This window comes from Bacillus sp. FSL M8-0350, assembly GCF_038593345.1.
GTDB lineage: Bacteria > Bacillota > Bacilli > Bacillales > Bacillaceae > Bacillus > Bacillus safensis.
Genome location: NZ_CP151985.1, coordinates 599085 through 624088, shown reverse-complemented (window position 1 = coordinate 624088; position 25004 = coordinate 599085). Strand labels below are relative to the sequence as shown.

The following is a 25004-nucleotide window of genomic DNA, read 5'->3' as shown; positions in this document are numbered from 1 at the left end:
TCAAATTTCATATAGTCTAACTTTACCATACAACGCGCATTTGCATATAACATCAGCACATATAAAAAAGAAGCCTTCTCACGATGGAAAAGACTTCTTCTCTTCTTTCGGCTCACTTGCTGGCTCCATATGAACATGAGAGTGTAAAATATCATGCTCCTGCTTCATTCTACGTTCAATTTCATCTGCAATATCATGGCTTTCTGCTATGTTCAAGTTAGGCTCGACCTCAACCACTACATCCACATGGACTGTACTTCCAAGATAACGCGCTTTTATATCCTTTAAATCGCCCACTCCTGGTGTTGCTTCAATGGTCTCTTTATATTTAGACATATCTTTTATATGAAAACCGTCTGTTAACGAATGAGAGGCATCTCTGAAAATCTCCCACGCAGTTTTACAAATAATTAAGCCAATGACAAACGCTGCAAGCGTATCAATCCATGCCAGCTGAAATTGAGAAGCCATAATTCCTACAAATGTGCCAATACTTACATACGCATCTGATTTATTATCAGCAGCTGCCGCATGAAGAGCCTGGCTATTGATCCGTTTGGACAGATTGCGATTATAGATATACACACCGTACATCACAACAGCACTTCCTGCTGCTGTCCAAGCCGCGATCATATCCGGCGTTTGATGCTCAGATGAGAAGAGCGACTTGCCTGCACTCAGCAAAACCTGAAGCCCAACAAGCATCATGATAAAGGAAGCCACAAGAGACGCAATATTTTCCGCTCTAAAATGACCATACGGATGATCTTCATCAGGCGGCTTTTGAGAAATACGCAGCCCGATCAACACAGCAAGGGATGCAATAATATCCGTCGTGTTATTCAATCCATCTGCTGAAAGAGCCTCTGAATGAAACACATACCCAATAATGAGTTTGACCGCAGATAAGATCACATAGGCAATGATGCTGACCCAAGCACCTGTTTCACCTTGTCTTAATTCGTTATAGCGCTCCATGCTGAACCGCGCCTCCTCACACATCACTTTTCTATTATTTATCTTACAAAGCAAAACCCGTGTGGGTCTACAGCAACATGATTCGCTTATGTCAGCAAAATAGGATAAATAGAAATGTGTTGACCTAAGTAAACTTATTTTTACAAGGTCAAATGACCTCAAGACCTACTCTTATCAACCTTTTTCCATTTCTCTTCGAAATGGACATATCGTCAAATCACTCTACTTGGATAAATTATCAGAATAATTTTATTTTGGGACACAACTTCCCTCCTTCCTTTTTTATGCTATTTTAAAAATAAACAGAGGGAAAAGAGGAAACATAATCTCTCAAATCCTTTCTACTTTTTAACATCATGTTAAGAGGTTTGAAATGTCAGTTTGATAACCTGTCCAATGCTGAATGACAATTCAGTATGATAAAATTTAAAATATTCTAAAAACAAATTCTCTATTCATGAGAAATGTTTGGAGGTAAAGAAATGTCCAACATGACAAACGGTCTTCAAAAAAACCTTAAAACAAGACATATTTCGATGATCTCCATTGCTGGGGTCATTGGGGCAGGGCTATTTGTTGGTAGCGGCGCTGTCATTCATTCTGCAGGGCCTGGATCCATTCTTTCCTATTCTTTTGCCGGACTTCTGGTGATCTTTATTATGAGAATGCTTGGAGAAATGGCATGTGCCTATCCGACAAGCGGTTCTTTCTCACAATATGCGAGCGATGCCATCGGTCCATGGGCCGGGTTTACAATCGGCTGGCTTTACTGGTTCTTCTGGGTGATCGTCATCGCCATCGAAGCCATTGCCGGTGCTGCCATTATTCAATATTGGTATGGAGATGCACCTGTTTGGCTCACAAGCCTTATCCTCACAATCCTCTTAACATTAACAAATATCTTTTCTGTTAAATCTTTTGGCGAATTTGAATATTGGTTTTCATTAATTAAAGTCGTCAGCATCATTCTCTTTCTACTCATTGGTTTTGCATTTATCTTTGGTTTTGGCGGTCATCATACTTCAGGTCTTGCCAATCTAACAGGGAACGGCGGTTTTCTTCCAAATGGATTCAGCTCTGTGTTACTCGGAATCGTCGTCGTCATCTTTTCCTTCATGGGAACGGAGATTGTGGCCATAGCGGCCGGTGAATCAGCAGACCCAGTCAAATCTGTGACGACAGCCACCCGCTCTGTTGTATGGCGTATTATCGTATTCTATGTCGGATCAATTGCTGTCGTTGTCACCTTGCTTCCTTGGAATTCCGCAAGTATTTTAACAAGCCCGTTCGTTGCGGTATTAGAATACATTGGTGTTCCATCAGCCGCTCAAGTCATGAACGTCATTGTCTTAACAGCTGTTCTATCTTGTTTAAACTCCGGCTTGTACACAACGTCCAGAATGCTTTATTCATTAGCAGAAAGAGGCGAAGCGCCAAAACGCTTTATGAAAATCAGCAAACGTGGTGTTCCTGTAGCGGCTACAGTCGCAGGTACCTTCTTTTCCTACATTGCCGTCATGATGAACTACTTTTATCCTGAAACCATCTTTTTGTTCTTAGTCAACGCATCTGGTGCCATTGCCCTTCTTGTTTACTTGGTCATTGCCGTTTCACAATTAAGAATGCGACGCAAAATCGAAAAAGAAAATCCAGAACAGCTCAAAATCAAAATGTGGCTGTTCCCATACCTCACGTACTTTACCATTTTGGTCATTTGCGCCATCTTGGCATCGATGCTGTTTATCGAATCCATGCGGCCACAGCTCATTTTGACGAGTATCATTACCTTTGGCGTACTGGCTGCTTATTTCATCTTTAAACCGAATAAAAAAGTGCCTGCAAATGCGGCGCTTGAAAATAAACACCCTTAATTCTCCCGCTGAAAAGCGGGTTTTTTTATTTTATTCACCTATTTGGATGTCCGCACTTATACTGTATCAAATTGAATTTAAGTGAGGATTAGTCAACATGAACCTAGAAAAATTTGTTGACGAGCTTCCAATTCCAGAAGTCGCGGAGCCCGTCAAAAAGAACCCAAGACAAACGTATTATGAAATTGCTATGGAGGAGGTATTCTTAAAAGTTCATAGAGACCTGCCCCCAACCAAGCTATGGACCTATAATGGCAGCTTGCCTGGACCAACCATTAAAGCTAATCGAAATGAAAAGGTCAAAGTGAAATGGATGAACAAATTGCCATTGAAACATTTTCTGCCTGTCGATCACACCATCCACTCCGGTCATCACGATGAACCAGAGGTGAAAACAGTCGTTCATCTGCATGGCGGCGTCACACCAGCAAGCAGTGACGGCTACCCAGAGGCCTGGTTTTCACGGGACTTTGAAGCAACCGGTCCTTTTTTTGAAAGGGAGACTTACGTCTACCCAAATCATCAGCAAGCCTGCACATTGTGGTATCACGATCATGCCATGGCATTGACACGACTAAATGTGTATGCCGGTTTAGCTGGGTTTTATTTGATTTCAGATGCATTTGAAAAGTCTTTAGAGCTGCCGAAAGATGACTACGACATTCCTTTAATGATTATGGACCGGACGTTTCAGGAAGATGGTTCACTGTTTTATCCTAGCAGACCAAACGACACACCAGAGGACAGTGACATACCAGACCCATCCATCGTGCCCTTTTTTTGTGGAGAAACAATTTTAGTCAATGGAAAAGTATGGCCGTATTTAGAAGTAGAGCCGCGAAAATACCGTTTTCGTATTTTAAATGCGTCCAATACTAGAACTTACGAGCTGCATCTAGATAACGACGCTACAATCTTGCAAATCGGTTCCGATGGGGGCTTTTTGCCAAGACCCGTTCGCCATCAATCCTTTAGCATCGCGCCTGCTGAACGTTTCGATGTCATCATCGACTTTTCAGCTTACGAAAACAAAACGATCACTCTCAAAAATACAGCCGGCTGCGGACAGGATGTGAACCCTGAAACAGATGCGAACATTATGCAATTCAAAGTCACACGTCCACTAAAAGGGAGAGTACCTAAGACATTACGTCCGATTTTCAAACCGCTGCCACCGCTTCGGCCAAGTCGAGCTGATAGAGAGCGTAAACTCACACTTACCGGCACACAGGATAAATACGGCCGCCCTATCCTATTGCTCGATAACCATTTTTGGAATGATCCTGTCACTGAAAATCCTCGTCTTGGCAGTCTAGAGGTATGGTCTATCGTCAATCCAACCAGGGGTACACACCCTATTCATTTGCATCTTGTTCAATTTAGGGTTTTAGACAGAAGACCATTTGATACAGAAGTCTATCAATCGACAGGAGAAATCGTGTATACAGGACCAAACGAAGCGCCTCCTTTACATGAACAAGGCTACAAGGACACCATTCAGGCGCATGCAGGTGAAGTCATTCGGATCGTTGCTCGTTTTGTTCCATACAGCGGCCGGTATGTGTGGCATTGTCATATTTTAGAACATGAAGATTATGACATGATGAGGCCGATGGATATCATTCAGTAAAAATGAAACCACTCTTCCGCCAAATGCGTATAACTTGTATGAAACTGCTGATTACAAAGGGGCTAACGGACATCCAGTCATTAGCCCTTTTATGATCCATTTCAACATGGAAAAATAAATCGCATGAATCATTCCTTTGAAGAGCGTTCCATACTTAAAAAGTTGACGCAGCAACCGATAATACTACTATATACCCATTACATCTATCAAAAGGCACATAAGCCATAATGAACGAACAAATGGAAAATTGCGATAAAAAACGGAGGAGTTCAATTTGAATGAAGAAAAAGAGACTTGCCAGGTCAAACAAGAAACAGCGGCAGGTAACAGAGAGAAGCTTTCAATTTATGAAAACGAGAGCATTCGGTCAAACATTGAACAACTAACCATTGAACTCAGTGAACAAAAAGAATTCAATCACTTCATATTAGATGAAAAACAAAAGGCCATCAGCACATTATCTTCCCTCATCACAAAAGGCAATTGTGATGAAGAGTTAAAGACTCATTTTGAACAAGCATTACATATCGGACTTTCTGTTATAGAGATTATGGAGATTATTAAACACTGTACAAAGGTTGCTGGCTTTCCTCACTCCATTAATGCCCTGTTTATCTTTCAAAACTTATTAGATGAAAACAAATAAAACAGAGAAAACGAGATGTCATCAGTCCTCTCGTTTTTTTATGTTCACTCATATTACTCTTTTTCTTTTCCTCTGTCACATAAGCAAAATATGAAAATAGCCCTCGTATCACTGCTTAAAAATTGATTTTTCATCTATAAATCCACCATTTCTCCAGCATTTCAAGTGACAAAATAAAAAAACGTCCAGTTATATAAATAACTGAACGTTTCCTTTATCGATTGACAGTGAAATTGTTAACAATTCCGCCATCCTTCTCCCAAGCGGCTTCCACCGTTTTCTTCTTCATATTGTATTCAAAAATCGTTCTTACCTTCGCCTTTCGTCCGGTGTCATCCTTTAATTCTTCTGCGTTTTTTGCAACACCTAAGAAATAAACAGACGACCCGTCCGTAGAAAATTGCGGCTGTGCAGCACTTAAAATATGGACATTCTGGCTGTTTTTAACGAGTGTCGTTGTTTTTCCTGTTTCTACATCAAGCAACTTAATCGAGGATATTTCTTTTTCTTTACGAACCTTTACTTCTGTATAAATCAATTTCTTATGATCTGGAGAAAATGAAATATCATTGATCGTTTGTGAGATACGTGCAATGCGTTTCCCCTTCTTACCTGTTTGAAGGGTGATTTTCATGGTTGTTGGTTCAGGATCTCTGCCCTTTTCATTCGCTTCATCGGTTTTTTGATAATCTTCTTTTAAAGAATAATGCTGGATCGCCAAATCATTTGAAGTCGGATCATATGCAAAAGAACTCACCGTATCATCCTTGCTTTTTTCCGGATACAGCTCTTTCATTTTGTGTGTGTTCAAATCAAAAGATGCGACATAAAATTGCTCTCCAGAATCCTTGTTATACCTTAGAAATAACTTCGTTCCGTCACCAGACAGCCTCATACTGTCGATAGAATCGTCACTCGTAAACAGTGTTTTTTCTTCGTCAGATTTCACATTTAATTCCCGAATACTCACCTTTTGCGTGTCTTCATCCGTATACGTGTAATATAAAACTTGTTTCGTAGAATCATAAGCAATCGAAGGATATGCTGTCAGTTTCTCCGTATGAAGCGCCCGATCATGCAAGTAATAAGTATTGTTTAACTTTTGATCTGTAAATGAAACGAGCAATTCGTCTTTTGCATCTTGATTTGTTTTGACTTTTCCTGTATGTTTCGCCTCTTGCTCAGGCTTCATCATGAAGAAAATAACTGCCGCAATCACTGCGACGCCAATGACTGTGATGATCCACCATGTTGATTTTTTCATTGCCTTTCAGACCCTCTCTACAAGAAAAGAAGCCAGAAAATGAACTTTTCCCGCTTCTTTGCATGCCTATGTATTAATAAGTGTAATGCCCTTTTACGACACCTTTACTTGTTTTATACCCAAGTGCTTTGAATGCTTTTGGACTTACGTCTAATACAGCATTTGGCATTCTGCCTACATCATATTTATATACTGTAATCACTTTATGTGGTTTCGCTTTTGTTGTCACTCTTAGTTTTGTACCTTTTTTCGGTACGTCAAAGCCCATTTTAGTTGCTGCATCCCAATGACCGAGTTTTTTTCCATCTGCGCCTTTTTTGCCGACACCATTGTACCAAGTAATATTGCCGCTTACTTTTTTTGCACTTGCTCCATGTGAGAAACTGAATGCTAAAAATAAACTAGCTACTGTTACGATTGTCGTGATAAGCTTTTTATTCATTAAGAAATCCTCCGTTTTTGGTTTCTGCACTCATTATACATGAAGATGAACCCAGTTATTTTACAGACACATTACAATTCAAATACAAGTTGACCACTTTATGACCGATAAAGTTCATAAATACTACCATAAACAGTCAGAACATGGTAAGCAGCCCCCCTCTTTCATTTTATATAATAAAAGTGAATCAAATTTAAGGGGGAATTTTCATGAAAAAGTGTTTCACCGTTTTGATTGTAAGTTTGGCCTTCGTTTTGATGTTTTCAAGTCTTCCTGCCTCAGCGGCTAGTCCTCGTCACGGCGCCATTGTGACACAAACGGATGAAGCCAAATGGTCAGGTATCTCTGCTGATATTGTCCTGCCGAAAACAGCCACCATTAAAAACGGTTATGCTGATTGGTATCTCGGTCTCGGCTCTGCCGTTGTAGAGAGCGGTATTTCAAAAACGGCTTCTGGCTACAAGGTTTTTCTAGGCAGCGGCTCACAAGGCGGCAGTAAATACTGGAACAGCGAATACGATACAAGTATTAAAGATGGCGCACGTGTCAACCTAAAGCTCATCAACAATGGTGATGGTACGGTGTCACTATATGTCAATGGGAAACTGCGCTATAAGCAGCCTGTTTACAACCCTAGCCGTCTGAAAAACCTTGATGTTGTCAAAATGGTACATGGCGTACAGGATAATGGAGCAAACAGCTATTCACAAGCAAGCTTTTCGAATGTACAGCTTCGTGCAAATACATCAGGAAGTGTCTATAAAAATTGGGACGGGTCAATCAAATCGTCACTTTTACGTAAAAATTTAGAATCCGGTGCCGCAGCTCCTAAATTCACCGTCATTTCTTCTATCCCATTAAGTACAAGCCTTTCAGCACAATAAGAAAAAAGCACCCTCCTTGGGTGCTTTTTATTGTTCACAGCTTATCAACACTTCTCTTTTAATCAAAACAAGGATTCGTGGTAACATAAACATACATCATTCGAAGAAAAAAGGAGAACGAACGTGAAAAAAAGTCTACTTGTTTTCATGAGTCTAGTTGCAAGTCTCTCCATTCTAGCAGCTTGCTCAAATACGACAAAAGAACAAAAACCAGAATCTAAGGCACTTCCTACGATTAATGAGCGCATTCAAAAAGAAACAAAAGAAGTAATGGAGCAGTCTAAGCTCATCAAAGACACTGACATCACCGTGGATCAAAAGAAAAAAGTCATTTCTTTAAACGTAACGGCTTCCTCTGATACCAATAGTGATTACGCTGAAGTCATCGGTTTAAACTTTGCAAAAACGCTGGCCATTGGAGCATCCACTGAAAAAGAAAACAATCTTCATAAACCGGAAAATGACAGCCTCGGCGCCCTCTATTCCTTCTATGACCTAAACATCACCGTGAAACAAGAAAACGGCAAAGTGCTGGCAAAGGGAACGAAAACAACAAATGAAACAAAAATCACTTGGGAAAGAGCCCAATAATTGGACAAGAAAATCCTTTATGGATTTTCTTGTTTTTTTTAACAAAACTATTAACTTTATGAAAAGAATGCCGATTAGTAAGATTGTGTTGGTTCTTAAGTACCAATAATTCTTATTTACATATCGGAGGAAAGTATCATGAAAAGAACAACTGAATTTGTTTTAGGTTTAATTGGAGGTATTTTTGGATTTTTCGGCGCAATGTTCGCTCTTGCTTTCGGAGGAATCGATGCAGCATTTAGCGATTCAGGCACGAGTGAAATTACAGGATTAGGCTGGGCAGCAATGCTTTTCTCTATTCTTGCCATTGTCTCATCTGTCATTGTAAAGAAAAAAGCAAAGCTTGGTGGAATTTTATTATTAGTATCTGCTGTAGGCGGCATTATTTCTATTTCTATGTTCTTCATCCTTCCAGCTGTATTAATCATCATTGCAGGCTGCATGGGCGTGTTTAGAAAAGAGCCTGTCGTCAATAACACAACTGCATAAAAATAGAGAATAAAGCTTGTAGAGATTGCTCTACAAGCCTTTTCTCTCTACTCTTTGTAATTCATATTGAATGGCATCAACTAACTCTATTATGTTTTCATCTGTCCAAAGATCCAACATAAATAATATATCATTCACCATGTGTGACAAATCTTCTTGGCTCATCAATTCTTCTTTGTAAGCAGGGACAACAAAGAAATAGAGTAGATCAGCCAATTCAAGAACGACACGTACATCTTTTTCATCCATGATGGCTTTATGCAAAGAATGAATCAGCCATTTGAGGTCTTCATGAATTTCAATAGGAACATACATCAATTGGTGTATTTCATCGGTATCCCTCTCACTTAGAATCCTCTCAGCAGATTCCTTTGAAAGAGCCCCAACTGTATTTGAAGATATATTCAGAAACAAGAATTCATGTTGATCCTCTCTATTAACCGTCTTTATAGACGAACCTTCCATCTCAATCACTCCCAATCCCTTATAATAATTCTATTATAAGGAAATTTAAGTTCGTTTTAAGTCACAAGAAGTGGATTTTATGTAATTTTAAGCTAACTGGTTTATAAAAAACTCTCCAAAACAATTATTTTCTATTTTTATCATTTTTTGTTGATTTACAAGTACTTTTATCCTATTATAATAGTCATGATCAATATATAAGCATAAGCACAAGACGCTTATATAAATTAAACAAAAGGGGATTTTCATTTTGAAGAAATTCTATGCTTTATTTTTAGCTTTAGGGCTAACATTTACACTGGCTGCTTGCGGCTCAACAGAAGATGTGTCTACAGGTGCATCTAAAGAAAAAGAGTCTACAAGCACAAAAACACAATCAAAAAACAAAAAAGACGATGGTTCAAAGAAAATAAATGCGAGCAAACACAAAACAACTGCTCAAGGAATGAAAGTAAACCTTGGCGAGATTAAAATTATGAAGGATAGAATCAATGTTGGGATGAATATCGAAAATACGACAGATAAAGTTCTAAACTTCTATCCAGATCAAGGTAAAGTTGTAGCTGGAAGCATGCAATTAGATGCCAATATGTTTATGACTGATGGTGATATTGGTGGCGAAGTTGAAGGTGGCGTTAAACAAGATGGTGTTATTCAATTCTTAGCTCCTGAGGGCAAAGAGATCAACATTAAAAATATCAAAGAATTAAAGCTGAAATTTGGAAATGTCACAACTGACGATTACATGAATAGTAAAGATGTAACCTTCACAGTTAAAGTAAAATAATTTGTTTCATTAAAGCCCTTGAATGATGAGGGCTTTTTTATTTATCATCACAAAAAAACACTTTCCTAGAAGGAAGTGTTTAAGTAACGTTCTCATTCATTTTTAGCGCTTCATAAGAATAACTGATCTTTCGAGAAGCCTCTTACACGGAACTCTCTTTTCATCGCCTCAGCCATTTCCACTTCACCCTCTGCCTCCAGCTTTTCAATGATGCGGTCATAATCCCTTTCGTGACGATTTTGGCTTAATTTGAAAGCTGCCTGAACTTCATCAATGATGATCTTAAAGCCTACAATGCCTTTCATTTGCTTCTCTAACAGTTCCTCAGACAATGTATCCCATAGCACCGGCTGTTCTCTGTGACTTTCGTATGTCTCCAGCATTGTGGTTAATTCCTTAACCAGTTCCGATTTTTCAAGCAGTTCCGTCTTTCCATAAACATGAACAGCCTGGTAATTCCATGTTGGTACTGCTTCTTTTTCATACCATGAAGAGGATATGTAGGCATGCGGCCCTTGAAAGATGACGAGCGTCTTCTCGCTCTCTTCAAACGTTTTCCACTGAGGATTCCCAATCGCCATATGCCCTGAGATCACATACGAATCGTCAACTTGATGAAAACTCACCGGAATATGTGTCGCAATGGGCTTTCCATTCGATGTCGTCACAACTGTTGCAAATGAATGAGATTGAATAAATGATTTGATTTTCTCCATATCTTTCACTCGAAAAAATGATGGGATATGCATGTACCCTTCCCCCTTTTTGATCAGCTCAATGTTTTGGTCATAATGAAATCCATTTGCTCTTCGTCCCCCATGAGAAAGGCGTGCACCCCTGTTTGAACAAACCCAAGCTTTTGATAGAAAGCGATGGCCGCTCTATTGTGCTCCCACACCCCAAGCCAAACATCCCGTTTATGATGATTTTTCGCAATTTCAATGGCTTGATCGATTAAATATTTGCCTAATCCTTGCTTTTGAAAGGATTGCTTGATATAAATTCTTTCAATCTCTAACGCGTCATCGCCCATCTCTTCTGATTGGGCATCATTCATATTGATCTTCAAATAACCAGCTACTTCCCCATTCACTTGAACAAAATAAAACTGTGAAGAAGGGTGCTGTAATTCCTTTAACAGCTGGTTTAGGTGAAAAGCTGTTTTCACGTAAGCTTCGATTTGTTCCACTTTGTTTTGATCCAGAAAGGTTTCTTTAAACGTATTGATCCCTATTTTCTGTAGCTCCTTTACATGTTGTACATTGCACCGAATGAAATTGACGGTCATAAAGTCGCCCTCCTTATTAATTAGTAGCTTCTCTTTATCCCTTTTTTCACATCTTCCCAGTCCTTTTCTATATTCTTTCGCACCCTTAGAAGATACTCATAAATCTGTTCCGCTTCTTCCTCAGAAAACCCACTGAGCGCCACTTGATTCGAATAATCATGTTCTCGTTTGATCATTGGGTAGACCGTTTCCCCTTTTTCAGTTGGAAACAGCTTTTTGATTTTTTTATTCACACGATCCTCTTTTTTCTCAATAAACCCATGCAGTTCTAGCTTTTTGATAGCCCGAGCCGCCGTAGTTCGATCCACCTTAATCATTTCCGCCAGCTTTTCCTGAATGATACCAGGCTCCTCACAAATACGCACAAGATACAAATACTGCCCCTTCGTTAAATCGTACTCTTTAAATTCAATATTACTTATGGAATCAAGCGCGCGAGCAATCACGCCGATCTCCCGCAAAATCTCTTTCATGTACCTCGACTCCTTTTATTGCATTTACAACAAACAACTAAAATTAGTATAACCAATTAATGTTGTATTTGCAATAAAAAACCCACCCTCCAATTGGAAGTGGGTTTTTTATTTATCACGCTTCTTTGATCCAAACACTCCAAACACGACGGCCAGTGCAACAATAATCGCTACCCATGTAGTGAAGCCCATATGATCACCGCTTTCCTTTTTAAAATACCGTATCGGGTAAAAACCCATGAAATCACTTGCTCTTATTTTAACGATTGAAAAGCAGTAAAGGTTTCAATTCAGCAGCCCTGATACTTTTTATTGCATGTGATCAAATTCATGAAGACATAACAAAAACCCCTATATTTCAAGGGGTTTTCGAGGGTGTTACATCATTCCGCCCATGCATTGCCTAGTTATATGTGTTTTTATGACCTTATATAAAATGAAGTGGAATATTACCTAAAGATGATTTAATACGATCGCTTTTACATCTCTATATTCATTTATACAGCTTTCGGCATCAAAAATGGCATCAAAAAAGCCGTCCTTCTGGGCGGCCAAAGTGTGAGTAATATTAAGAAGAAGTTAATCATTGAAATATACGAATTTTTTATATCCCGTTTCCGCGGGTAAACCGTATATTCTAATTATACACCACACTTAGACACCGAACAAACATTCTGATAAAATATTTACGAGGTGGAAATATGACTGATCTCGAAAGAAAAATTTATCGAATCATTTATAATATGAGCCGGTTTCGTAAGAACCCGACAATGGATGACCTTAAAAGGAAAACAGGTAAAGATGAGGCGGCGATCCGCAAGGCGGTTAGGAACCTTATATCTCGTAAAAGAGCTTAGATGGGATAAAGAGAAGAAGGAATGGAGGTTCAAATAAAAAAGACTTCACAATTATTAGGAAGTCTTTTTTTATTCTTGGATATTTTTTTTATTCATTTCATTTCTCCTGAGCATCTCTACTACATTCATTGTAGGTAAAATGATGGGTTGTTCGCTCCCCTTACTAGTTATGTCAGACACTAATGCTCTCAAATAAGGATATAAAATCGCAACACCATTTATTTTACAATACTCTATTTTCTGCTCATGAACCAGCTCTTCGTCTTCAGATCTAAAAATAAAATTCCCTGCAATTTTAACATTTAAATAAAAGGAATTTACTTGTAAGTCAGCATCACCAAGTTCAAGTCCCAAATATACTAAGGCCTCGTCTTCTTCCTCTGAAAATTCTAAATCAAATGAAAACCCAGGAGATAAAGACGCTTCGTCTTCTTCAAATACAGGGTTAAGTTTGTATTGTATTTCTAAAACATTGTAATCACTAAACTGAAATATAGCTTTCATTTTTAGGCAGCTCCAATGAACATATTTTCAGGAAATGAATTGGCAGACTTAGATATATTGAAACTACTGATAGCTTCTTTATCTTTATCAACATGAATATCATTTAACAAATTCTCTTCATGATAAGAATTATTTAGAGTTGACTCGGAAAAAAGATCATCTTCTAAAAGAGAAACTCTTTTTCCGTCTTTTAGAATAAAGACACCAGGTTGAGAACTGTTAACTTTCACATTTCCTCCAAGGCGCTCTATATTTCTTATAATTCTTTCTTTGTTAAATTGGTAATTCATATTAATCACTCTTTTCTAAGAGAATTCTATTTTTGGTTTTTTCTTTTTTGGTTTTTTCATTTTTTCGTTATAGTAAACGACTCCATGTAGGGAAGTTTTTTTCTCATCAATTATTCCAGTATCCCTTACACAAATTTGCTGTCCGTGTAAAAACAAACTAACATCTTCAAGTGAGTCATTAAACTTACTATTACCCTTAAAGGTTCTCTGTATAACCTTTATTTCTTCGGGTAACTCATCACATATAGCGCATCGTAAAACGTCTTTATCAGCAGTTATTTCAAGCTTCTCATCGATACAAAACTGGAGATAACTATCTTTAAACTTTTTAAAATCTTGGAGTCCTTTTCTAGAGTCTAAGTTCAAAAAATTTTCAGATTTAACTTCTAGTTTAGTCATTAGGACTGCGCCATTTTCTTTTGCTTTGTTCATTATGGGCATTGCCCATGATTTCGCTTGTTCATAATCGTCTCTAAAGAAATAAACACCTTGACCAAGCCAATGATTATCTCGGAAACGACCCTTTTTAAAATTTCCAGTTAGGATCTTTGTTGCAATCTTATATAGAGTGCCATGAAATCCAACAATTGTAGTTTCGTATTCAATGTTTTCTACTACCATCATTAACTCCAATACATCTTTTCATTCACTAATAAAACAAAAAGATTATTTAATCTTGAATCAACAACCTACCTGTAATGAATATCGGTCAGTCTTTGGTGTAAGTTAATATTAGCTTATTATGAACATATTGGCAATGAAATAGCTTGATTTTTAAAAATAGATACGATATAATACTACATCTTGTTTTCAAAATATTCAAAAACACTACATATTGTGTCATTTTGAAAAGCATACTATATATAGTGTTGGCAAATGGTTTAATGCCTCTTACCAACTAGTGATTTCGTAAGACAATCAATTTGTTACTCATAAGGGCGGTATTTCTTCCGCCCTTCTTTTAATTCTTTTTCAAGAGCTTGTACATGTTGTAACAAAAACAAAGCAACGGTTCCAACTTTTTTGACGGGTTTGAGTTTTCCAGAACTCACAAGAGCGCTTAAGCGTTGACGTGTTACTCCGAGTATCTCCCCGACTTCTGCTGTCGTTAAAACTTCTTCTTGAATAAACCTAATTTTTTCGCTTTCTTTCATATCGTTTTTCTCTCCACATCATAATTAATCCTTTTAACAAGGTGATCACAACGGCTGCCAGTAATACAGTATTCGCAATTTTTCCAGACATACTCTGATTTGTGGAATCAATTACAACAATACCAGCAATTAAAATCATCATCACGGCAAAATCTGCTGTGCTATAGTGTTTAAAGTAATTTTTCATATCATTGTGGACGTGGGCTTTTACGGTAAACTGTAATTACGGTATACTGTAACACTCTTTTGCAGTATACTATATAGAGAGTAAGGGGATTTCTCCCCTTTTCTCTAGTGTGTTTAGCGCTTCTTGCTTGTCCGGCGGGAGCGCTTTTTCTTTTTCTTGCTACGCTTTTCGTTTTCCTTCGTCCATATGTCATAAATATGTTTTATGATGGTCACGATACCTGCTGTAGCAAGAATCCAATTTCTAACCTCGTCCACTTCTGCACCTCCTTTCTATACTTTAATTATACAATATCTGTTTACCATAGTCAATAGGTATTGTATAGAATAGGAATTAAGTTTTGTTTTTTTCATATAGAGCCCCTTATGGAAAAAATCATGTTAATTTAGAGAGGGAGGTGAAAAATTTGAATAGAATAAAAACTCAAAGGCCCAAGGAGAAATCAAATTATACAAAAACAGTAATCACACTTTCACTTTTAGCTAATGTGGTTATATTGCTGTTATTTTTTTCGCCATTAGGTTATAAAGGAGAGGTTAATTTTAATATAACTATCTTTCCACGTATAAATGCTGTTCTAAATAGCTTTACGTTCATCTTTCTTATAGCAGCTTTAATTTTTATAAAAAAGCATAAAATAAAACTACACAGAGCTTTCATATTTGCAGCATTTTCTTCAACAATATTATTTCTTTTTTCATATTTAACTTACCACTTCTTATCTCAAGAGACCACTCATTATGGAGGAGAAGGGCTCGACAAATACTTTTACTACTTTATTTTAACTTCTCATAGTATTCTTGCGGGTATTGTTGTACCTTTAGCATTATTTTCATTAATATGGGGTTTAACAATGCAAACACAGAAACATCGAAAAATAGTACGTTGGACAATGCCTATTTGGCTGTATGTTAGTCTGACTGGTGTTTTAGTTTATTTATTAATTTCTCCATATTACTAGTGATTAAAAAAACGCTCCTATATAGGAGCGTCGTTTTTTAACCAAATAATTGTTCACACATATTTTTTGCCCCAGCCCAGCTTATTCCGCCAGTTACTGCTGCACATAATACACCACATGCAACTGCTCCCCAACCTCCAGTTACAGCTGTACAAGCAGCAATACAAGCTAATTTAGATCCTGTACCAAGAACTGCACCTACGATAGCACTACATAAACTTGATTGCTTAAAGTCAGCAGACTTTCCTGAGATAAAATTTTCATCTAATTTATTTCCGTCTTTATCAATTGTAACAGAGTATTTTGCTCCTGATTCTACGTTAATGACTTCAGCTTTCACAGTCTTATCATCTAGTTTTTCAACTTTTTGTTTTAAAGTTACAAATTTTTCGTTATTAATGTCAACAAAATACTGGTTATACTCAATCTTATCTTTGCTATCGCCCAGCTTTTCTGCAATAATTACAGCTTTGTCTTTATCATTTTCGACTACTGCAGCTCTTTCTTTATCCAAAGCTAAAGTGTTCACATTATTGTCTTTTAATATTTCAATAGTTTTATTTAGATCTTTTGTGGTAGGGGCTACCAAAGGATCTGTTTTCTCACAGGTTGGACAATTTTCCTCCGCTTGAACTATTGACGTACTTCCGAACATTAGTGTTATCATAGTAAGTGTTAACATTACAGCTAAAAGCTTTTTCATAGAACATCCTCCTAATCGTTATTTACATACTAAATTTTACCATAAATTCTACTATATTAAATGGGTTTATTTTACTAAATTGGAAGAGGTGTTTTGTCATGGCCAAAAAATTCTCTAAATTAATAACAGTTGTTTTCGTAATAACTTTAGTAAGTCAAATTGTCTTTTATTCTCTAAATAAAGACTTTGACTTTTTCTCTTGGAACTTTATCTCAACCTTTATAGTTTATTTTCTAGTTTTATTAGTTTTATCTTTTTTTACAATGAATTTTTACTACAAAAAAAAATAACTCCCTCTCTATGAGAGGGAGTTTTTTATTTCATTAAAGCTTCAATTTTTGCTTTCGTAGCTGGTCCATAAATGCCTTCAGCAACTAGCCCATGCATGAGCTGGAACCGATTGACCGCATTCGCCGTTTTTGGGCCATAATAGCCATCAATACCGTTGTTTTTCGCGCCCTTATCAGGATGAGCGGCTAGGGCTTCCTGTACGGCTTTTACTGCTGATCCCTTTGTAAGAGGCTTTGTCACTTTTAAAATGCCATTAGGCAGGTTGTATGACTTTTTAGCAGGCTTGGAAGCCGCTGTTTTGGATGGTGCTGGTGTTGCCTTCGTTGGTTTTGTAATTGTTTGCTTTACTGTACCAGCTAAAACCGCCTTATAATCAAAGACAGGACACGCTTTCCAAGAATAGCCCGGAAACTCATTATGACCTCTTGTTCTTTTGTAGTTCGGCATATCTTTCTTCAATGCCGTTACTAAAGCTCTGAAACTTGCTTCCTGTGCCGCTGTCGGCTTTTCACTTCTGAAATCACCCACAAGACAAATGCCGATCGCAAAGCGGTTTGAATTACCTACATGATAGGATTTGATTCCGAGATCATGATTCCATTCAATCGTACCGTCTTTGAGAATGACAAAATGATAAGCTACTCCCGGCCAACCATTAGTGCCTACATGATAGTTTGCAAAAGCTACGCTGTTTCCCGAAGTTGTTAAGCTATGATGTACCGCGATGTCCGTTTTTGCATTGACACCCACATTTGAATAACTCCCGTTTCTTTATGCTTCTGACTTTTCCGAAGAAGCCCGACAAGAAACAATCAATTTCATTAATTACATAAAACAGAAGGAAAAGATGAAAGGGCGCAAAACAAAAGACTAATCTAATATATTAATTATTCTTTTGTTTATATTTCTTTGTTTAGTTTTATTTAATTAATGCTGAAGGTTCTGCTGTAATTTTTACAGTAATGATTATTAGTGAGAGGTGTATAGATTGGCTTTTATTTTTAGAGATGAAAAAATTTATAATCCCACTTTGCAAAAAAAGAAAAATGCTTCTAAGAACTTTATTGACCTTTTTCATAAAGCAAATGCAGTGTTAAATCAAACAAATGAAACTATTATGGAGATCGTTTTAGGCGTTGGCAATTTCTCGAAAATGGGGACAGTTGGCGTCATGATTGCTACAAAAAAAAGATTAGTATTTATTGATAAAGACTACGCTGTTAAGACATGGAATTACAATGACATATGTGATGTTACGGTTGCTAAAAAGGCATGGACAGGATACAAGTTTTCTTTCAATACAGAGAACGATAATGTGGAAATTTCTTCTATACTAGAAGGTGATCCTGATACTTTTGTTTCGTATATAAAATCAATGAAAGAAAATCAAACAAATGTTGCGAACCAACCAAAAACAACAAATAATAAATCAGAAGGCAATTCATCAACTGCCGAAAACTCCGATGTTATTATAGCTGAAATTAGAAAATACGCAGCACTCAAAGAAGAAGGCATTTTAACCGATGAAGAGTTCACATTAAAGAAGAAACAACTTTTAGGAATTTGAATAGAAGCCCTTATTAGCGGGCTCTTTTTTAGAAACAAAAACAGAACATACATTCTTATTTTAGGGGTGATTAGATGAAAGGATTATCTCATTTAGAAGAAGAAGTGAAGAAGATTTATACAAAAATAAACATGCTTACACCAGAATCGATTGATATGGAAGTATAGCAGCTGCTCTAAAAATATGGCTTCATTTTGAAAGAAGGCCTAGTATCGTTTTCTGTGTGAATGGCTCGTACAGCATGGTCATTGATAAACGTTTAAACAAAAAACAACAATGGGAAGAGTTTGGTCACGAATTATGTCATGTGATGAAGCACTACGGAAATCAATTTGATATGCACAAGCTCTTTCGAGAATTGCAAGAATACCAGGCTAATAGTTTCATGTACCATTTCTGTGTTCCCTCCTTTATGCTTCAAAAGTTGAACCTGCCTTCTTTGCAATCTGAAGCAATAAAGCTAATTGGTGACACCTTTAATGTAACTTACTCTTTTGCTGCTGCCCGCTTAGAGATGTTTAGAAGAAAAAGCTTTGCTTTTGCTTTATACGAGAAATCCTTAAAACAAATTAATTGAGGAGGATTAAGAATGGGAAGACTTCAAAAATACGAAACTAAAAAAGGCGACCGCTGGATGTTTATAATTGAGGATGGAGTAAATCCGCAAACTGGAAAGCGGCAAAGAATTGTAAGAAGAGGATTCACTAAAAGAAAACACGCAGCTGATGCTATGATCGATTTGGAATACATTCTAGGCAAGGCAAAGTTGGACTTAAAAAATGATATTACATTCAAAGACATGGCCGCTGAGTGGTTAGATGTTTACAGTAATACAGACAGAAAAATTAGCACCATTAGAGTTAGAAAGCATGAAATTGGTCATTTAAATAAATTCTTCGGTTTTCGTAAGCTCAAAGATATTACTAAAAAAATGTATCAGGATGCTATAACCAGTTTGAAAGTGGAGAAGAAGCTATCAGAAAACACGATAACTGGTATACACGGTACCGCCAGAATGATTTTCAAACGAGCTTTAGAACAAGATTTGATCTTTGTTGATCCATCTGCATTTGCTTACTTGCCAAAAGATAAGAAGACAGTCGAAGAAATCGAAAATGAAAAAATAGAAGAAAAATACTTTGAGAAGAATGAATTAAAACACTTTTTAGATACAGCATATCAATTAAATTTCGAGTATTACGTTATGTTCTACCTTTTAGCTTGGACCGGTTTAAGAGCTGGTGAGCTTGCTGCTTTAAAGTGGTCAGATATTGATTTCAATGAATGTACCATCAGTGTTACAAAAACTTATTACAATTCAAGTAACAGCACCAAAAAATATACTCTCCTACCTCCTAAAACTAGAGGCTCCATCAGAAGAATTGATGTTGAGAGTGAAGTTTTACAAGCAATTAATAAATTTCGGATTCAACAAAATGAAATAAAAATGCAGATGAAACATGAATGGCATGATCAAAATTTTGTTTTCGCCAGAATTAAGGGACCTTATTGGGGATATCCTCACTTTATTAAGACTATTGAAAATAGGTTTAATGCAGTTCTAAAAAAGTCAGGGATACAGAAGAAACTAACTCCTCATTCTTTAAGGCACACCCATACTTCACTTCTTGCTGAGGCTGGTGTGGATCTTCAAAGGATAATGGATAGACTTGGACATACAGAAGATCAAACAACAACTAAAATATACCTTCACATAACAAAAGACCGAAAAAAAGAAGCTTCTCAAAAGTTCGGAGAACTAATGAAAAGCCTCTAATTTATCTATGTGGCATCAAAATGGCACCAAAATGAGTGCGACTTACGGATAAACCCTTATTAATCAAGGGTTTAAATCCATAATTACATCATTCCGCCCATTCCACCCATGCCGCCCATATCTGGCATTCCGCCGCCTGAGCCGCCTTCTTCTGGTTTGTCAGCAACGACTGCTTCAGTTGTTAGAAGCATTGCTGCTACAGAAGCTGCGTTTTGAAGTGCAGAGCGAGTTACTTTTGTTGGGTCAACGATTCCTTTTTCGATCATGTTTACCCATTCGTTTGTTGCTGCGTTGAAGCCTACGCCAATTTCTTCGTTTTTCAAGCGCTCAACGATAACGGATCCTTCAAGACCTGCGTTGTGAGCGATTTGACGAATTGGCTCTTCAAGAGAACGTAGAACGATGTTCACACCTGTTTGAACGTCACCATCAGCTTCGATTGAAGCGACTTTGTTGTATACATTCACAAGTGCTGTACCACCACCGGATACGATACCTTCTTCAACTGCTGCGCGAGTTGAGTTCAGTGCATCCTCGATGCGTAGTTTACGCTCTTTTAGTTCTGTTTCAGTTGCAGCACCAACTTTGATGACAGCGACGCCGCCAGCTAGTTTTGCAAGACGTTCTTGTAATTTTTCTTTATCGAATTCAGAAGTTGTTTCTTCTACTTGAGCACGGATTTGGTTCACACGTGCTGCAATTTGAGCAGAATCTCCTGAGCCCTCTACGATTGTTGTGTTTTCTTTTGTCACAACAACTTTAGACGCGCGGCCAAGCTGACCGATTTCAGTTGATTTCAGGTCAAGTCCTAGGTCTTCTGTGATTAATTCTCCGCCAGTTAGTACAGAGATGTCTTCAAGCATTGCTTTACGACGATCACCGAATCCTGGTGCTTTTACTGCTACTGCGTTGAATGTACCACGAAGTTTGTTCACAACAAGAGTTGCAAGTGCTTCGCCTTCTACATCTTCAGCAATGAGCAATAATGGTTTTCCTTGTTGTACAACTTGCTCAAGTACAGGAAGGATTTCTTGAATGTTTGTGATCTTTTTATCCGTAATTAAGATGTAAGGATTTTCAAGAACCGCTTCCATCTTATCAGAATCCGTCACCATGTATGGTGAAGCATATCCGCGGTCAAATTGCATACCTTCAACCACTTCAAGCTCAGTTGTGAATCCTTTAGATTCTTCAATTGTGATAACTCCGTCGTTACCTACACGTTCCATCGCTTCTGCGATTAGGCTGCCGACTTCTTCATCTGCTGCAGAAATAGCCGCAACTTGAGCAATTGATTCTTTGCCTTCGATTGGTTTAGAAATCTCGTGCAAGCCTTCAAGTGCTACTTTCACTGCTTCTTCGATCCCTTTACGCACGCCAACAGGGTTTGCACCAGCTGTTACGTTTTTCAGACCTTCACGGATCATCGCTTGAGCTAAAACAGTAGCAGTAGTAGTACCGTCACCAGCAACATCGTTTGTTTTGCTTGCAACTTCAGCCACAAGTTTTGCACCCATGTTTTCAAATGCATCTTCTAATTCGATTTCTTTTGCAATCGTTACACCATCATTTGTGATAAGTGGAGAACCGAATTTTTTCTCAAGAACCACGTTACGTCCTTTAGGGCCTAAAGTTACTTTTACAGCATCTGCAAGTGCATCTACACCGCGTAACATCGCGCGACGTGCTTCTTCACTGAACTTAATATCTTTTGCCATAATAACGAAACCTCCTCAGTCTTTTTAAAAATTTATCTCAATTTTTTTATGTGATTAGCCAATAACAGCTAAAATGTCGCTCTCACGAAGGATTAAATATTCTTTGCCTTCATATTTCACTTCAGTGCCTGCATATTTTGAGAAGATAATGCGGTCGCCTGTGCTTACTTCTAACGCAACGCGCTCACCACTTTCAAGTACACGCCCTGAACCTGCTGCAACAATTTTACCTTCTTGCGGTTTTTCTTTTGCAGAATCCGGTAAAACAATACCGCTAGCGGTTTTTTCCTCAGATTCAACGAGTTCAATGATTACGCGATCGCCTAATGGCTTTAACATAAGAAACAACCTCCTCAATTTTTATATGTAGTCTTTTTTAGCACTCATCACCAGAGAGTGCTAACACATTTATTATAATAAAGAATGTCTTCTGCAATTTCAAGTAAAAACCTTTAAAAATTTTTACGCTTTCACGATCTTTTTTGATCTCAGATTCTTTCCTTTTCATCGAAAAAGGAGACTTGTGTTACAATAAATCTAGTTCTTTTAGTAAAGGGGTTTTCGTTACTTGAAAAAACAATATTGGTACATCATCTTAACGTATATATTGGTGCAGGTTTCTGCGTTTCCTTATGTGCTCATTATGAAGTGGCTGGGATTCATTCAATCACCGATGACTCAAACAGAGCTTTCAAAATTATCAGGAACGTGGACAATCATCAGTTTTTGTATCGGATTGATCATTATTCTGTTCATCCTTCGAACCGTCCCAAAAGCTTCACTGCGAAATGAAGCGCCAGTTTCAATCGGTTCTGCTATCGCATGGATCATTGGCGGTTTCTTTCTTTCCCTCTTTGCACAATCAATTGCGGGGGCGATTGAACAATATGCATTCGGCATTGGCCGTGAGTCAGAAAATACGCAAACCATTTTATCCATTATGGATGCCGTTCCTTGGCTTGTGATCGTCATCGCCCTGATTGGTCCAATCTTAGAGGAAATCATTTTCCGTAAAATCATCTTTGGTGTGATTTATGAAAAAACGAATTTTTTCATTGGAGCACTTGCCAGTTCAGTGGTTTTTGCTGCTGTACACTATGATTTTCCCCATATCTTGCTCTATACCGCAATGGGCTTTACCTTTGCCTTTTTATATGCGAAAACAAAACGAATCATTGTTCCAATCGGCGCTCACATGCTGATGAATTCACTTGTCGTTCTTGTGCAGATTGAGCCAGTGAAAAAAATGATTGAAGAACAATCTCAAACCATGCAAATGATTATTGGAGGCTTTTTCTCATGAGAAACCCAGTCGTATGGGGCATCATTTATTTTGCCGTAGGTGTCGCTTTCACCTATATGGCCATTCAAAACCCAGGTGACATGTGGTCATTTTACAGCATTTTGCTGATGGTGTTTGCGGCCTATAATATCAATATTGCGCTTAAAATGTTTGCCTTCTCTGTCAAACTCAAAAAACAGCAGCAAAAATAAATGAAAAACCATTTTCCACTGTTGGAAAATGGTTTTTTTATGGAGGATGTATCTTCATGGAACATGAAAAACTTCGTATATTCAATGATCAGCATGAAACAATTGGATCTGCCGCTCGTTCAGTTAGTTGTCCACGCCCAAGGCCATTGGCATGAAACATTTCATTTCTGGCTTCTTAAAAAAGAGCATAACACCATGTATCTCTATTTTCAGTTAAGAAGTCCCGCAAAAAAGGATTTTCCATCTCTGTTTGATATCACAGCAGCGGGCCATCTTCTCGCAGATGAACAGCCTTCTGGTGGCTTAAGAGAGGTAGAAGAAGAACTTGGTCTTTCCATCCCTTTTGAGAACCTCACCTTTGCAGGTGTCATACAGGATGAAATCCATATGCCTTCGTTCATCGATCGTGAGTTCTGCCATGTGTACCTTTATATGAATCAAGTTGAGCACATGGAAGTTTATCTACAGAAAGAAGAAGTCGCTGGTCTCTACAGAGCAAAGCTGCTTGATGCGCAGCAGCTGTTGACAGGAACATGTGAAAGAATTCGAATCGAGGGCTTTCAAGTTGATGCAAACGAAGAACGACGTGAGGAAAGCATCGAAGTGGGTGTTCATGATTTTGTCCAGCATGAGCCCGCCTATTATGAGCACCTCTTTCATGCGATCGATCAATTTCTTTCACAATAGAAAAAGCATCGTGATCCTCATTGGATCATGATGCTTTTTTATAAGACATAATGACTTTCTTTCTCCTCTGTTTGCTGCATTTTGCGGTAGGTCACTCTTGAAATGATAATGCTCACTTCGTATAAAACGAGCATTGGCAAGGTGACCATGAGGTGAGAAACAAGCTCTGGCGGTGTAATGAGTGCGGCAATGACAAGGAGGACAAAATAGGCATACTTCCGTATTTTTGATAAAAACATCGGTGTGATGAGGCCAAGTCTTGTGAGAAACATCAACACGACGGGCATCTGAAACAAAAAGCCAAATGGAAGTGTTAACTGCATCAGAAATGTAAAATACTCATGAATCCCAATGACTTGCTCTACATTTAAATCATTCGACATTCGCATCATAAAGTCGACGACAAACGGAAACAAAATAAAATAAGAGAAAGCCACACCGCTCAAAAATAAAAGCAGTGCAATCGGAATGTAAGCAAGTGTCACCTTTCTTTCTTTCTCATATAAGCCTGGACTCACAAACGCCCACAGCTGATATAAAATAACGGGACACGTCAAAACCAAAGCAATGACAAATGCGAACTGCATAAACACGTACAGTGGATCTGTAAGCTTAAATGCGTTCAGCGTAAGTGTTGCCGCTTCATCGGTATTTTGTAAATACACAATGACCGGCTTAGCGAGAAAAAAACCAGCCACCATAAAGGCGACAAAAAACATCGCAATGATCACTAAACGTTTTCGCAGTTCCACAATATGCTCCATAAGCGGCATATCTTTGACATTCATGAAGCTCATCCTATTCTACTGATCTTCTTTTTTCTTTTTTTCTTCCTGATCATCAGCTAAGCCTTTTGTGGCATTTTTGAATTCACGTAATGTATCTCCTGCTGCTCTTCCTAATTCAGGAAGCTTTTTCGGCCCAAAAATAATGAGCGCTACAATCGCAATCAGAATCAAACTCCCAGGACCGATTGGACCCATTTGCTCCACCCCCTTTACCCCTT

General features: G+C 38.0%; 33 protein-coding genes and 3 pseudogenes. 16 read left to right on the top strand and 20 right to left on the bottom strand.

Going from position 1 to position 25004, the window contains the following annotated elements:
- Positions 1–78 precede the first annotated feature (78 nt).
- Positions 79–978 (bottom strand): cation diffusion facilitator family transporter, encoded by a 900-nt coding sequence (locus NSS80_RS03155; RefSeq protein ID WP_034282879.1) that lies wholly within the window; start codon positions 976–978, stop codon positions 79–81.
- Positions 979–1460: 482 nt separating this feature from the next.
- Here NSS80_RS03155 and gabP point away from each other — a divergent pair, with 482 nt between their 5' ends.
- The 3 genes from gabP (at position 1461) to NSS80_RS03140 (ending at position 5125) form a co-directional block, all read left to right on the top strand.
- Positions 1461–2849 carry a GABA permease gene (gene gabP, locus NSS80_RS03150; protein WP_024424482.1) on the top strand — a complete coding sequence of 463 codons (1389 nt, stop codon included), beginning with the start codon at positions 1461–1463 and terminating at the stop codon, positions 2847–2849.
- Between the two features lie 97 nt (positions 2850–2946).
- Complete coding sequence (locus tag NSS80_RS03145; RefSeq protein ID WP_024426720.1) at positions 2947–4479, top strand: multicopper oxidase domain-containing protein; 1533 nt, start codon at positions 2947–2949, stop codon at positions 4477–4479.
- A 274-nt stretch (positions 4480–4753) separates the two neighbouring features.
- Positions 4754–5125: a carboxymuconolactone decarboxylase family protein gene (locus tag NSS80_RS03140; protein WP_056767484.1), complete on the top strand. Its 372-nt coding sequence runs from the start codon at positions 4754–4756 to the stop codon at positions 5123–5125.
- Between the two features lie 214 nt (positions 5126–5339).
- Here NSS80_RS03140 and NSS80_RS03135 read toward each other — a convergent pair whose 3' ends face one another.
- Positions 5340–6389: a hypothetical protein gene (locus NSS80_RS03135; RefSeq protein ID WP_317222171.1), complete on the bottom strand. Its 1050-nt coding sequence runs from the start codon at positions 6387–6389 to the stop codon at positions 5340–5342.
- Positions 6390–6462: 73 nt separating this feature from the next.
- Positions 6463–6831, bottom strand: coding sequence for an RlpA-like double-psi beta-barrel domain-containing protein (locus NSS80_RS03130; protein ID WP_024424478.1), 369 nt, complete (start codon positions 6829–6831; stop codon positions 6463–6465).
- 209 nt (positions 6832–7040) lie between these two features.
- On the opposite strand from NSS80_RS03130, the gene NSS80_RS03125 reads away from it, so the two are divergent.
- From NSS80_RS03125 to NSS80_RS03115, 3 genes are all read left to right on the top strand, one after another.
- Entirely contained in the window at positions 7041–7715 is a 675-nt protein-coding gene (locus tag NSS80_RS03125; protein ID WP_034622189.1) for a hypothetical protein, read from the top strand.
- A gap of 123 nt (positions 7716–7838) precedes the next feature.
- A complete protein-coding gene (locus NSS80_RS03120; RefSeq protein WP_217967492.1) occupies positions 7839–8306 on the top strand; it encodes a hypothetical protein in 468 nt (155 codons plus the stop codon).
- A 138-nt stretch (positions 8307–8444) separates the two neighbouring features.
- Positions 8445–8795 carry a DUF4064 domain-containing protein gene (locus tag NSS80_RS03115; RefSeq protein WP_025092751.1) on the top strand — a complete coding sequence of 117 codons (351 nt, stop codon included), beginning with the start codon at positions 8445–8447 and terminating at the stop codon, positions 8793–8795.
- A gap of 30 nt (positions 8796–8825) precedes the next feature.
- On the opposite strand, the gene NSS80_RS03110 is transcribed toward NSS80_RS03115, so the two are convergent.
- The gene (locus NSS80_RS03110) at positions 8826–9260 is read right to left on the bottom strand and encodes a hypothetical protein (protein WP_024426725.1); all 435 of its coding nucleotides are present in this window, start codon (positions 9258–9260) and stop codon (positions 8826–8828) included.
- 250 nt (positions 9261–9510) lie between these two features.
- On the opposite strand from NSS80_RS03110, the gene NSS80_RS03105 reads away from it, so the two are divergent.
- Complete coding sequence (locus NSS80_RS03105) at positions 9511–10047, top strand: hypothetical protein (protein WP_024426726.1); 537 nt, start codon at positions 9511–9513, stop codon at positions 10045–10047.
- A gap of 110 nt (positions 10048–10157) precedes the next feature.
- On the opposite strand, the gene NSS80_RS03100 is transcribed toward NSS80_RS03105, so the two are convergent.
- The 4 genes from NSS80_RS03100 to NSS80_RS03085 form a co-directional block, all read right to left on the bottom strand.
- Positions 10158–10796, bottom strand: a complete 639-nt coding sequence (locus tag NSS80_RS03100) for an FMN-binding negative transcriptional regulator (RefSeq protein ID WP_041116017.1) — start codon at positions 10794–10796, stop codon at positions 10158–10160.
- A 20-nt stretch (positions 10797–10816) separates the two neighbouring features.
- The gene (locus NSS80_RS03095; RefSeq protein WP_041116014.1) at positions 10817–11335 is read right to left on the bottom strand and encodes a GNAT family N-acetyltransferase; all 519 of its coding nucleotides are present in this window, start codon (positions 11333–11335) and stop codon (positions 10817–10819) included.
- A 20-nt stretch (positions 11336–11355) separates the two neighbouring features.
- Positions 11356–11808: a MarR family transcriptional regulator gene (locus NSS80_RS03090; protein WP_041116013.1), complete on the bottom strand. Its 453-nt coding sequence runs from the start codon at positions 11806–11808 to the stop codon at positions 11356–11358.
- A gap of 108 nt (positions 11809–11916) precedes the next feature.
- Positions 11917–12048: a hypothetical protein gene (locus NSS80_RS03085; RefSeq protein ID WP_267542898.1), complete on the bottom strand. Its 132-nt coding sequence runs from the start codon at positions 12046–12048 to the stop codon at positions 11917–11919.
- Positions 12049–12509: 461 nt separating this feature from the next.
- Between NSS80_RS03085 and NSS80_RS03080 the strand changes: the two are divergent.
- Positions 12510–12702: pseudogene (locus NSS80_RS03080) on the top strand (hypothetical protein).
- Between the two features lie 32 nt (positions 12703–12734).
- Here the strand turns inward: NSS80_RS03080 and NSS80_RS03075 are convergent.
- The 6 genes from NSS80_RS03075 to NSS80_RS03050 form a co-directional block, all read right to left on the bottom strand.
- Positions 12735–13169: a protein-export chaperone SecB gene (locus tag NSS80_RS03075; protein WP_041116011.1), complete on the bottom strand. Its 435-nt coding sequence runs from the start codon at positions 13167–13169 to the stop codon at positions 12735–12737.
- A gap of 2 nt (positions 13170–13171) precedes the next feature.
- Positions 13172–13459 (bottom strand): hypothetical protein, encoded by a 288-nt coding sequence (locus NSS80_RS03070; protein WP_041116009.1) that lies wholly within the window; start codon positions 13457–13459, stop codon positions 13172–13174.
- A gap of 15 nt (positions 13460–13474) precedes the next feature.
- Positions 13475–14080 carry a hypothetical protein gene (locus NSS80_RS03065; protein ID WP_041116007.1) on the bottom strand — a complete coding sequence of 202 codons (606 nt, stop codon included), beginning with the start codon at positions 14078–14080 and terminating at the stop codon, positions 13475–13477.
- Between the two features lie 305 nt (positions 14081–14385).
- A complete protein-coding gene (locus tag NSS80_RS03060) occupies positions 14386–14613 on the bottom strand; it encodes a helix-turn-helix domain-containing protein (protein ID WP_041116005.1) in 228 nt (75 codons plus the stop codon).
- A complete protein-coding gene (locus tag NSS80_RS03055; protein ID WP_157840124.1) occupies positions 14591–14758 on the bottom strand; it encodes a hypothetical protein in 168 nt (55 codons plus the stop codon). Before NSS80_RS03055 ends, NSS80_RS03060 begins: the two co-directional genes overlap by 23 nt.
- A gap of 155 nt (positions 14759–14913) precedes the next feature.
- Complete coding sequence (locus NSS80_RS03050; protein WP_162842484.1) at positions 14914–15057, bottom strand: hypothetical protein; 144 nt, start codon at positions 15055–15057, stop codon at positions 14914–14916.
- 149 nt (positions 15058–15206) lie between these two features.
- Between NSS80_RS03050 and NSS80_RS03045 the strand changes: the two genes are divergently transcribed.
- Positions 15207–15761, top strand: coding sequence for a DUF420 domain-containing protein (locus tag NSS80_RS03045; protein ID WP_241770661.1), 555 nt, complete (start codon positions 15207–15209; stop codon positions 15759–15761).
- A 37-nt stretch (positions 15762–15798) separates the two neighbouring features.
- Here the strand turns inward: NSS80_RS03045 and NSS80_RS03040 are convergent, their stop codons facing one another.
- Both NSS80_RS03040 and NSS80_RS03035 read right to left on the bottom strand, forming a co-directional pair.
- Positions 15799–16464, bottom strand: coding sequence for a hypothetical protein (locus NSS80_RS03040; protein WP_041116003.1), 666 nt, complete (start codon positions 16462–16464; stop codon positions 15799–15801).
- 315 nt (positions 16465–16779) lie between these two features.
- Positions 16780–17505, bottom strand: a complete 726-nt coding sequence (locus tag NSS80_RS03035) for an N-acetylmuramoyl-L-alanine amidase (protein ID WP_080769794.1) — start codon at positions 17503–17505, stop codon at positions 16780–16782.
- Positions 17506–17530: 25 nt separating this feature from the next.
- Between NSS80_RS03035 and NSS80_RS03030 the strand changes: the two are divergent.
- The 4 genes and pseudogenes from NSS80_RS03030 to NSS80_RS03015 all read left to right on the top strand — a co-directional run.
- Positions 17531–17629 (top strand): annotated as a pseudogene (locus NSS80_RS03030) (transcriptional regulator); the annotation flags it as partial.
- A 114-nt stretch (positions 17630–17743) separates the two neighbouring features.
- Positions 17744–18322 carry a PH domain-containing protein gene (locus tag NSS80_RS03025; protein ID WP_041116000.1) on the top strand — a complete coding sequence of 193 codons (579 nt, stop codon included), beginning with the start codon at positions 17744–17746 and terminating at the stop codon, positions 18320–18322.
- A gap of 74 nt (positions 18323–18396) precedes the next feature.
- Positions 18397–18899 (top strand): annotated as a pseudogene (locus NSS80_RS03020) (ImmA/IrrE family metallo-endopeptidase).
- Between the two features lie 12 nt (positions 18900–18911).
- Complete coding sequence (locus NSS80_RS03015; protein WP_041115998.1) at positions 18912–20099, top strand: tyrosine-type recombinase/integrase; 1188 nt, start codon at positions 18912–18914, stop codon at positions 20097–20099.
- 83 nt (positions 20100–20182) lie between these two features.
- Here the strand turns inward: NSS80_RS03015 and groL are convergent, their stop codons facing one another.
- Both groL and groES read right to left on the bottom strand, forming a co-directional pair.
- Complete coding sequence (groL, locus tag NSS80_RS03010) at positions 20183–21817, bottom strand: chaperonin GroEL (protein WP_024424467.1); 1635 nt, start codon at positions 21815–21817, stop codon at positions 20183–20185.
- A gap of 54 nt (positions 21818–21871) precedes the next feature.
- On the bottom strand, positions 21872–22156 hold the full coding sequence (gene groES / locus NSS80_RS03005) for a co-chaperone GroES (protein ID WP_024426730.1): 285 nt from the start codon (positions 22154–22156) through the stop codon (positions 21872–21874).
- A gap of 229 nt (positions 22157–22385) precedes the next feature.
- Between groES and NSS80_RS03000 the strand changes: the two genes are divergently transcribed.
- From NSS80_RS03000 to NSS80_RS02990, 3 genes are all read left to right on the top strand, one after another.
- Entirely contained in the window at positions 22386–23120 is a 735-nt protein-coding gene (locus tag NSS80_RS03000) for a CPBP family intramembrane glutamic endopeptidase (protein ID WP_041115994.1), read from the top strand.
- On the top strand, positions 23117–23311 hold the full coding sequence (locus NSS80_RS02995; protein ID WP_003213897.1) for a YdiK family protein: 195 nt from the start codon (positions 23117–23119) through the stop codon (positions 23309–23311). Before NSS80_RS03000 ends, NSS80_RS02995 begins: the two co-directional genes overlap by 4 nt.
- 63 nt (positions 23312–23374) lie before the next feature.
- Entirely contained in the window at positions 23375–23998 is a 624-nt protein-coding gene (locus NSS80_RS02990; RefSeq protein ID WP_342498408.1) for an NUDIX domain-containing protein, read from the top strand.
- A 38-nt stretch (positions 23999–24036) separates the two neighbouring features.
- Here the strand turns inward: NSS80_RS02990 and tatC are convergent, their stop codons facing one another.
- Positions 24037–24795 carry a twin-arginine translocase subunit TatC gene (tatC, locus tag NSS80_RS02985; RefSeq protein ID WP_342498407.1) on the bottom strand — a complete coding sequence of 253 codons (759 nt, stop codon included), beginning with the start codon at positions 24793–24795 and terminating at the stop codon, positions 24037–24039.
- Between the two features lie 6 nt (positions 24796–24801).
- The gene (locus NSS80_RS02980; protein WP_008355689.1) at positions 24802–24981 is read right to left on the bottom strand and encodes a twin-arginine translocase TatA/TatE family subunit; all 180 of its coding nucleotides are present in this window, start codon (positions 24979–24981) and stop codon (positions 24802–24804) included.
- Positions 24982–25004 lie beyond the last annotated feature (23 nt).

Coding starts and splice junctions, on each gene's coding strand:
- groL (WP_024424467.1), bottom strand. CDS start 21,817: ATGGCAAAAGATATTAAGTTCAGTGAAGAAGCACGTCGCGCGATGTTA.
- NSS80_RS03130 (WP_024424478.1), bottom strand. CDS start 6,831: ATGAATAAAAAGCTTATCACGACAATCGTAACAGTAGCTAGTTTATTT.
- NSS80_RS03085 (WP_267542898.1), bottom strand. CDS start 12,048: ATGGGTTTTTACCCGATACGGTATTTTAAAAAGGAAAGCGGTGATCAT.
- NSS80_RS02990 (WP_342498408.1), top strand. CDS start 23,375: ATGAAAAACTTCGTATATTCAATGATCAGCATGAAACAATTGGATCTG.
- gabP (WP_024424482.1), top strand. CDS start 1,461: ATGTCCAACATGACAAACGGTCTTCAAAAAAACCTTAAAACAAGACAT.
- NSS80_RS03070 (WP_041116009.1), bottom strand. CDS start 13,459: ATGAATTACCAATTTAACAAAGAAAGAATTATAAGAAATATAGAGCGC.
- groES (WP_024426730.1), bottom strand. CDS start 22,156: ATGTTAAAGCCATTAGGCGATCGCGTAATCATTGAACTCGTTGAATCT.
- NSS80_RS02995 (WP_003213897.1), top strand. CDS start 23,117: ATGAGAAACCCAGTCGTATGGGGCATCATTTATTTTGCCGTAGGTGTC.
- NSS80_RS03115 (WP_025092751.1), top strand. CDS start 8,445: ATGAAAAGAACAACTGAATTTGTTTTAGGTTTAATTGGAGGTATTTTT.
- NSS80_RS03110 (WP_024426725.1), bottom strand. CDS start 9,260: ATGGAAGGTTCGTCTATAAAGACGGTTAATAGAGAGGATCAACATGAA.
- NSS80_RS03145 (WP_024426720.1), top strand. CDS start 2,947: ATGAACCTAGAAAAATTTGTTGACGAGCTTCCAATTCCAGAAGTCGCG.
- tatC (WP_342498407.1), bottom strand. CDS start 24,795: ATGAGCTTCATGAATGTCAAAGATATGCCGCTTATGGAGCATATTGTG.
- NSS80_RS02980 (WP_008355689.1), bottom strand. CDS start 24,981: ATGGGTCCAATCGGTCCTGGGAGTTTGATTCTGATTGCGATTGTAGCG.
- NSS80_RS03090 (WP_041116013.1), bottom strand. CDS start 11,808: ATGAAAGAGATTTTGCGGGAGATCGGCGTGATTGCTCGCGCGCTTGAT.
- NSS80_RS03040 (WP_041116003.1), bottom strand. CDS start 16,464: ATGAAAAAGCTTTTAGCTGTAATGTTAACACTTACTATGATAACACTA.
- NSS80_RS03060 (WP_041116005.1), bottom strand. CDS start 14,613: ATGAAAGAAAGCGAAAAAATTAGGTTTATTCAAGAAGAAGTTTTAACG.
- NSS80_RS03095 (WP_041116014.1), bottom strand. CDS start 11,335: ATGACCGTCAATTTCATTCGGTGCAATGTACAACATGTAAAGGAGCTA.
- NSS80_RS03065 (WP_041116007.1), bottom strand. CDS start 14,080: ATGGTAGTAGAAAACATTGAATACGAAACTACAATTGTTGGATTTCAT.
- NSS80_RS03125 (WP_034622189.1), top strand. CDS start 7,041: ATGAAAAAGTGTTTCACCGTTTTGATTGTAAGTTTGGCCTTCGTTTTG.
- NSS80_RS03015 (WP_041115998.1), top strand. CDS start 18,912: ATGGGAAGACTTCAAAAATACGAAACTAAAAAAGGCGACCGCTGGATG.
- NSS80_RS03135 (WP_317222171.1), bottom strand. CDS start 6,389: ATGAAAAAATCAACATGGTGGATCATCACAGTCATTGGCGTCGCAGTG.
- NSS80_RS03100 (WP_041116017.1), bottom strand. CDS start 10,796: ATGCATATCCCATCATTTTTTCGAGTGAAAGATATGGAGAAAATCAAA.
- NSS80_RS03075 (WP_041116011.1), bottom strand. CDS start 13,169: ATGAAAGCTATATTTCAGTTTAGTGATTACAATGTTTTAGAAATACAA.
- NSS80_RS03155 (WP_034282879.1), bottom strand. CDS start 978: ATGGAGCGCTATAACGAATTAAGACAAGGTGAAACAGGTGCTTGGGTC.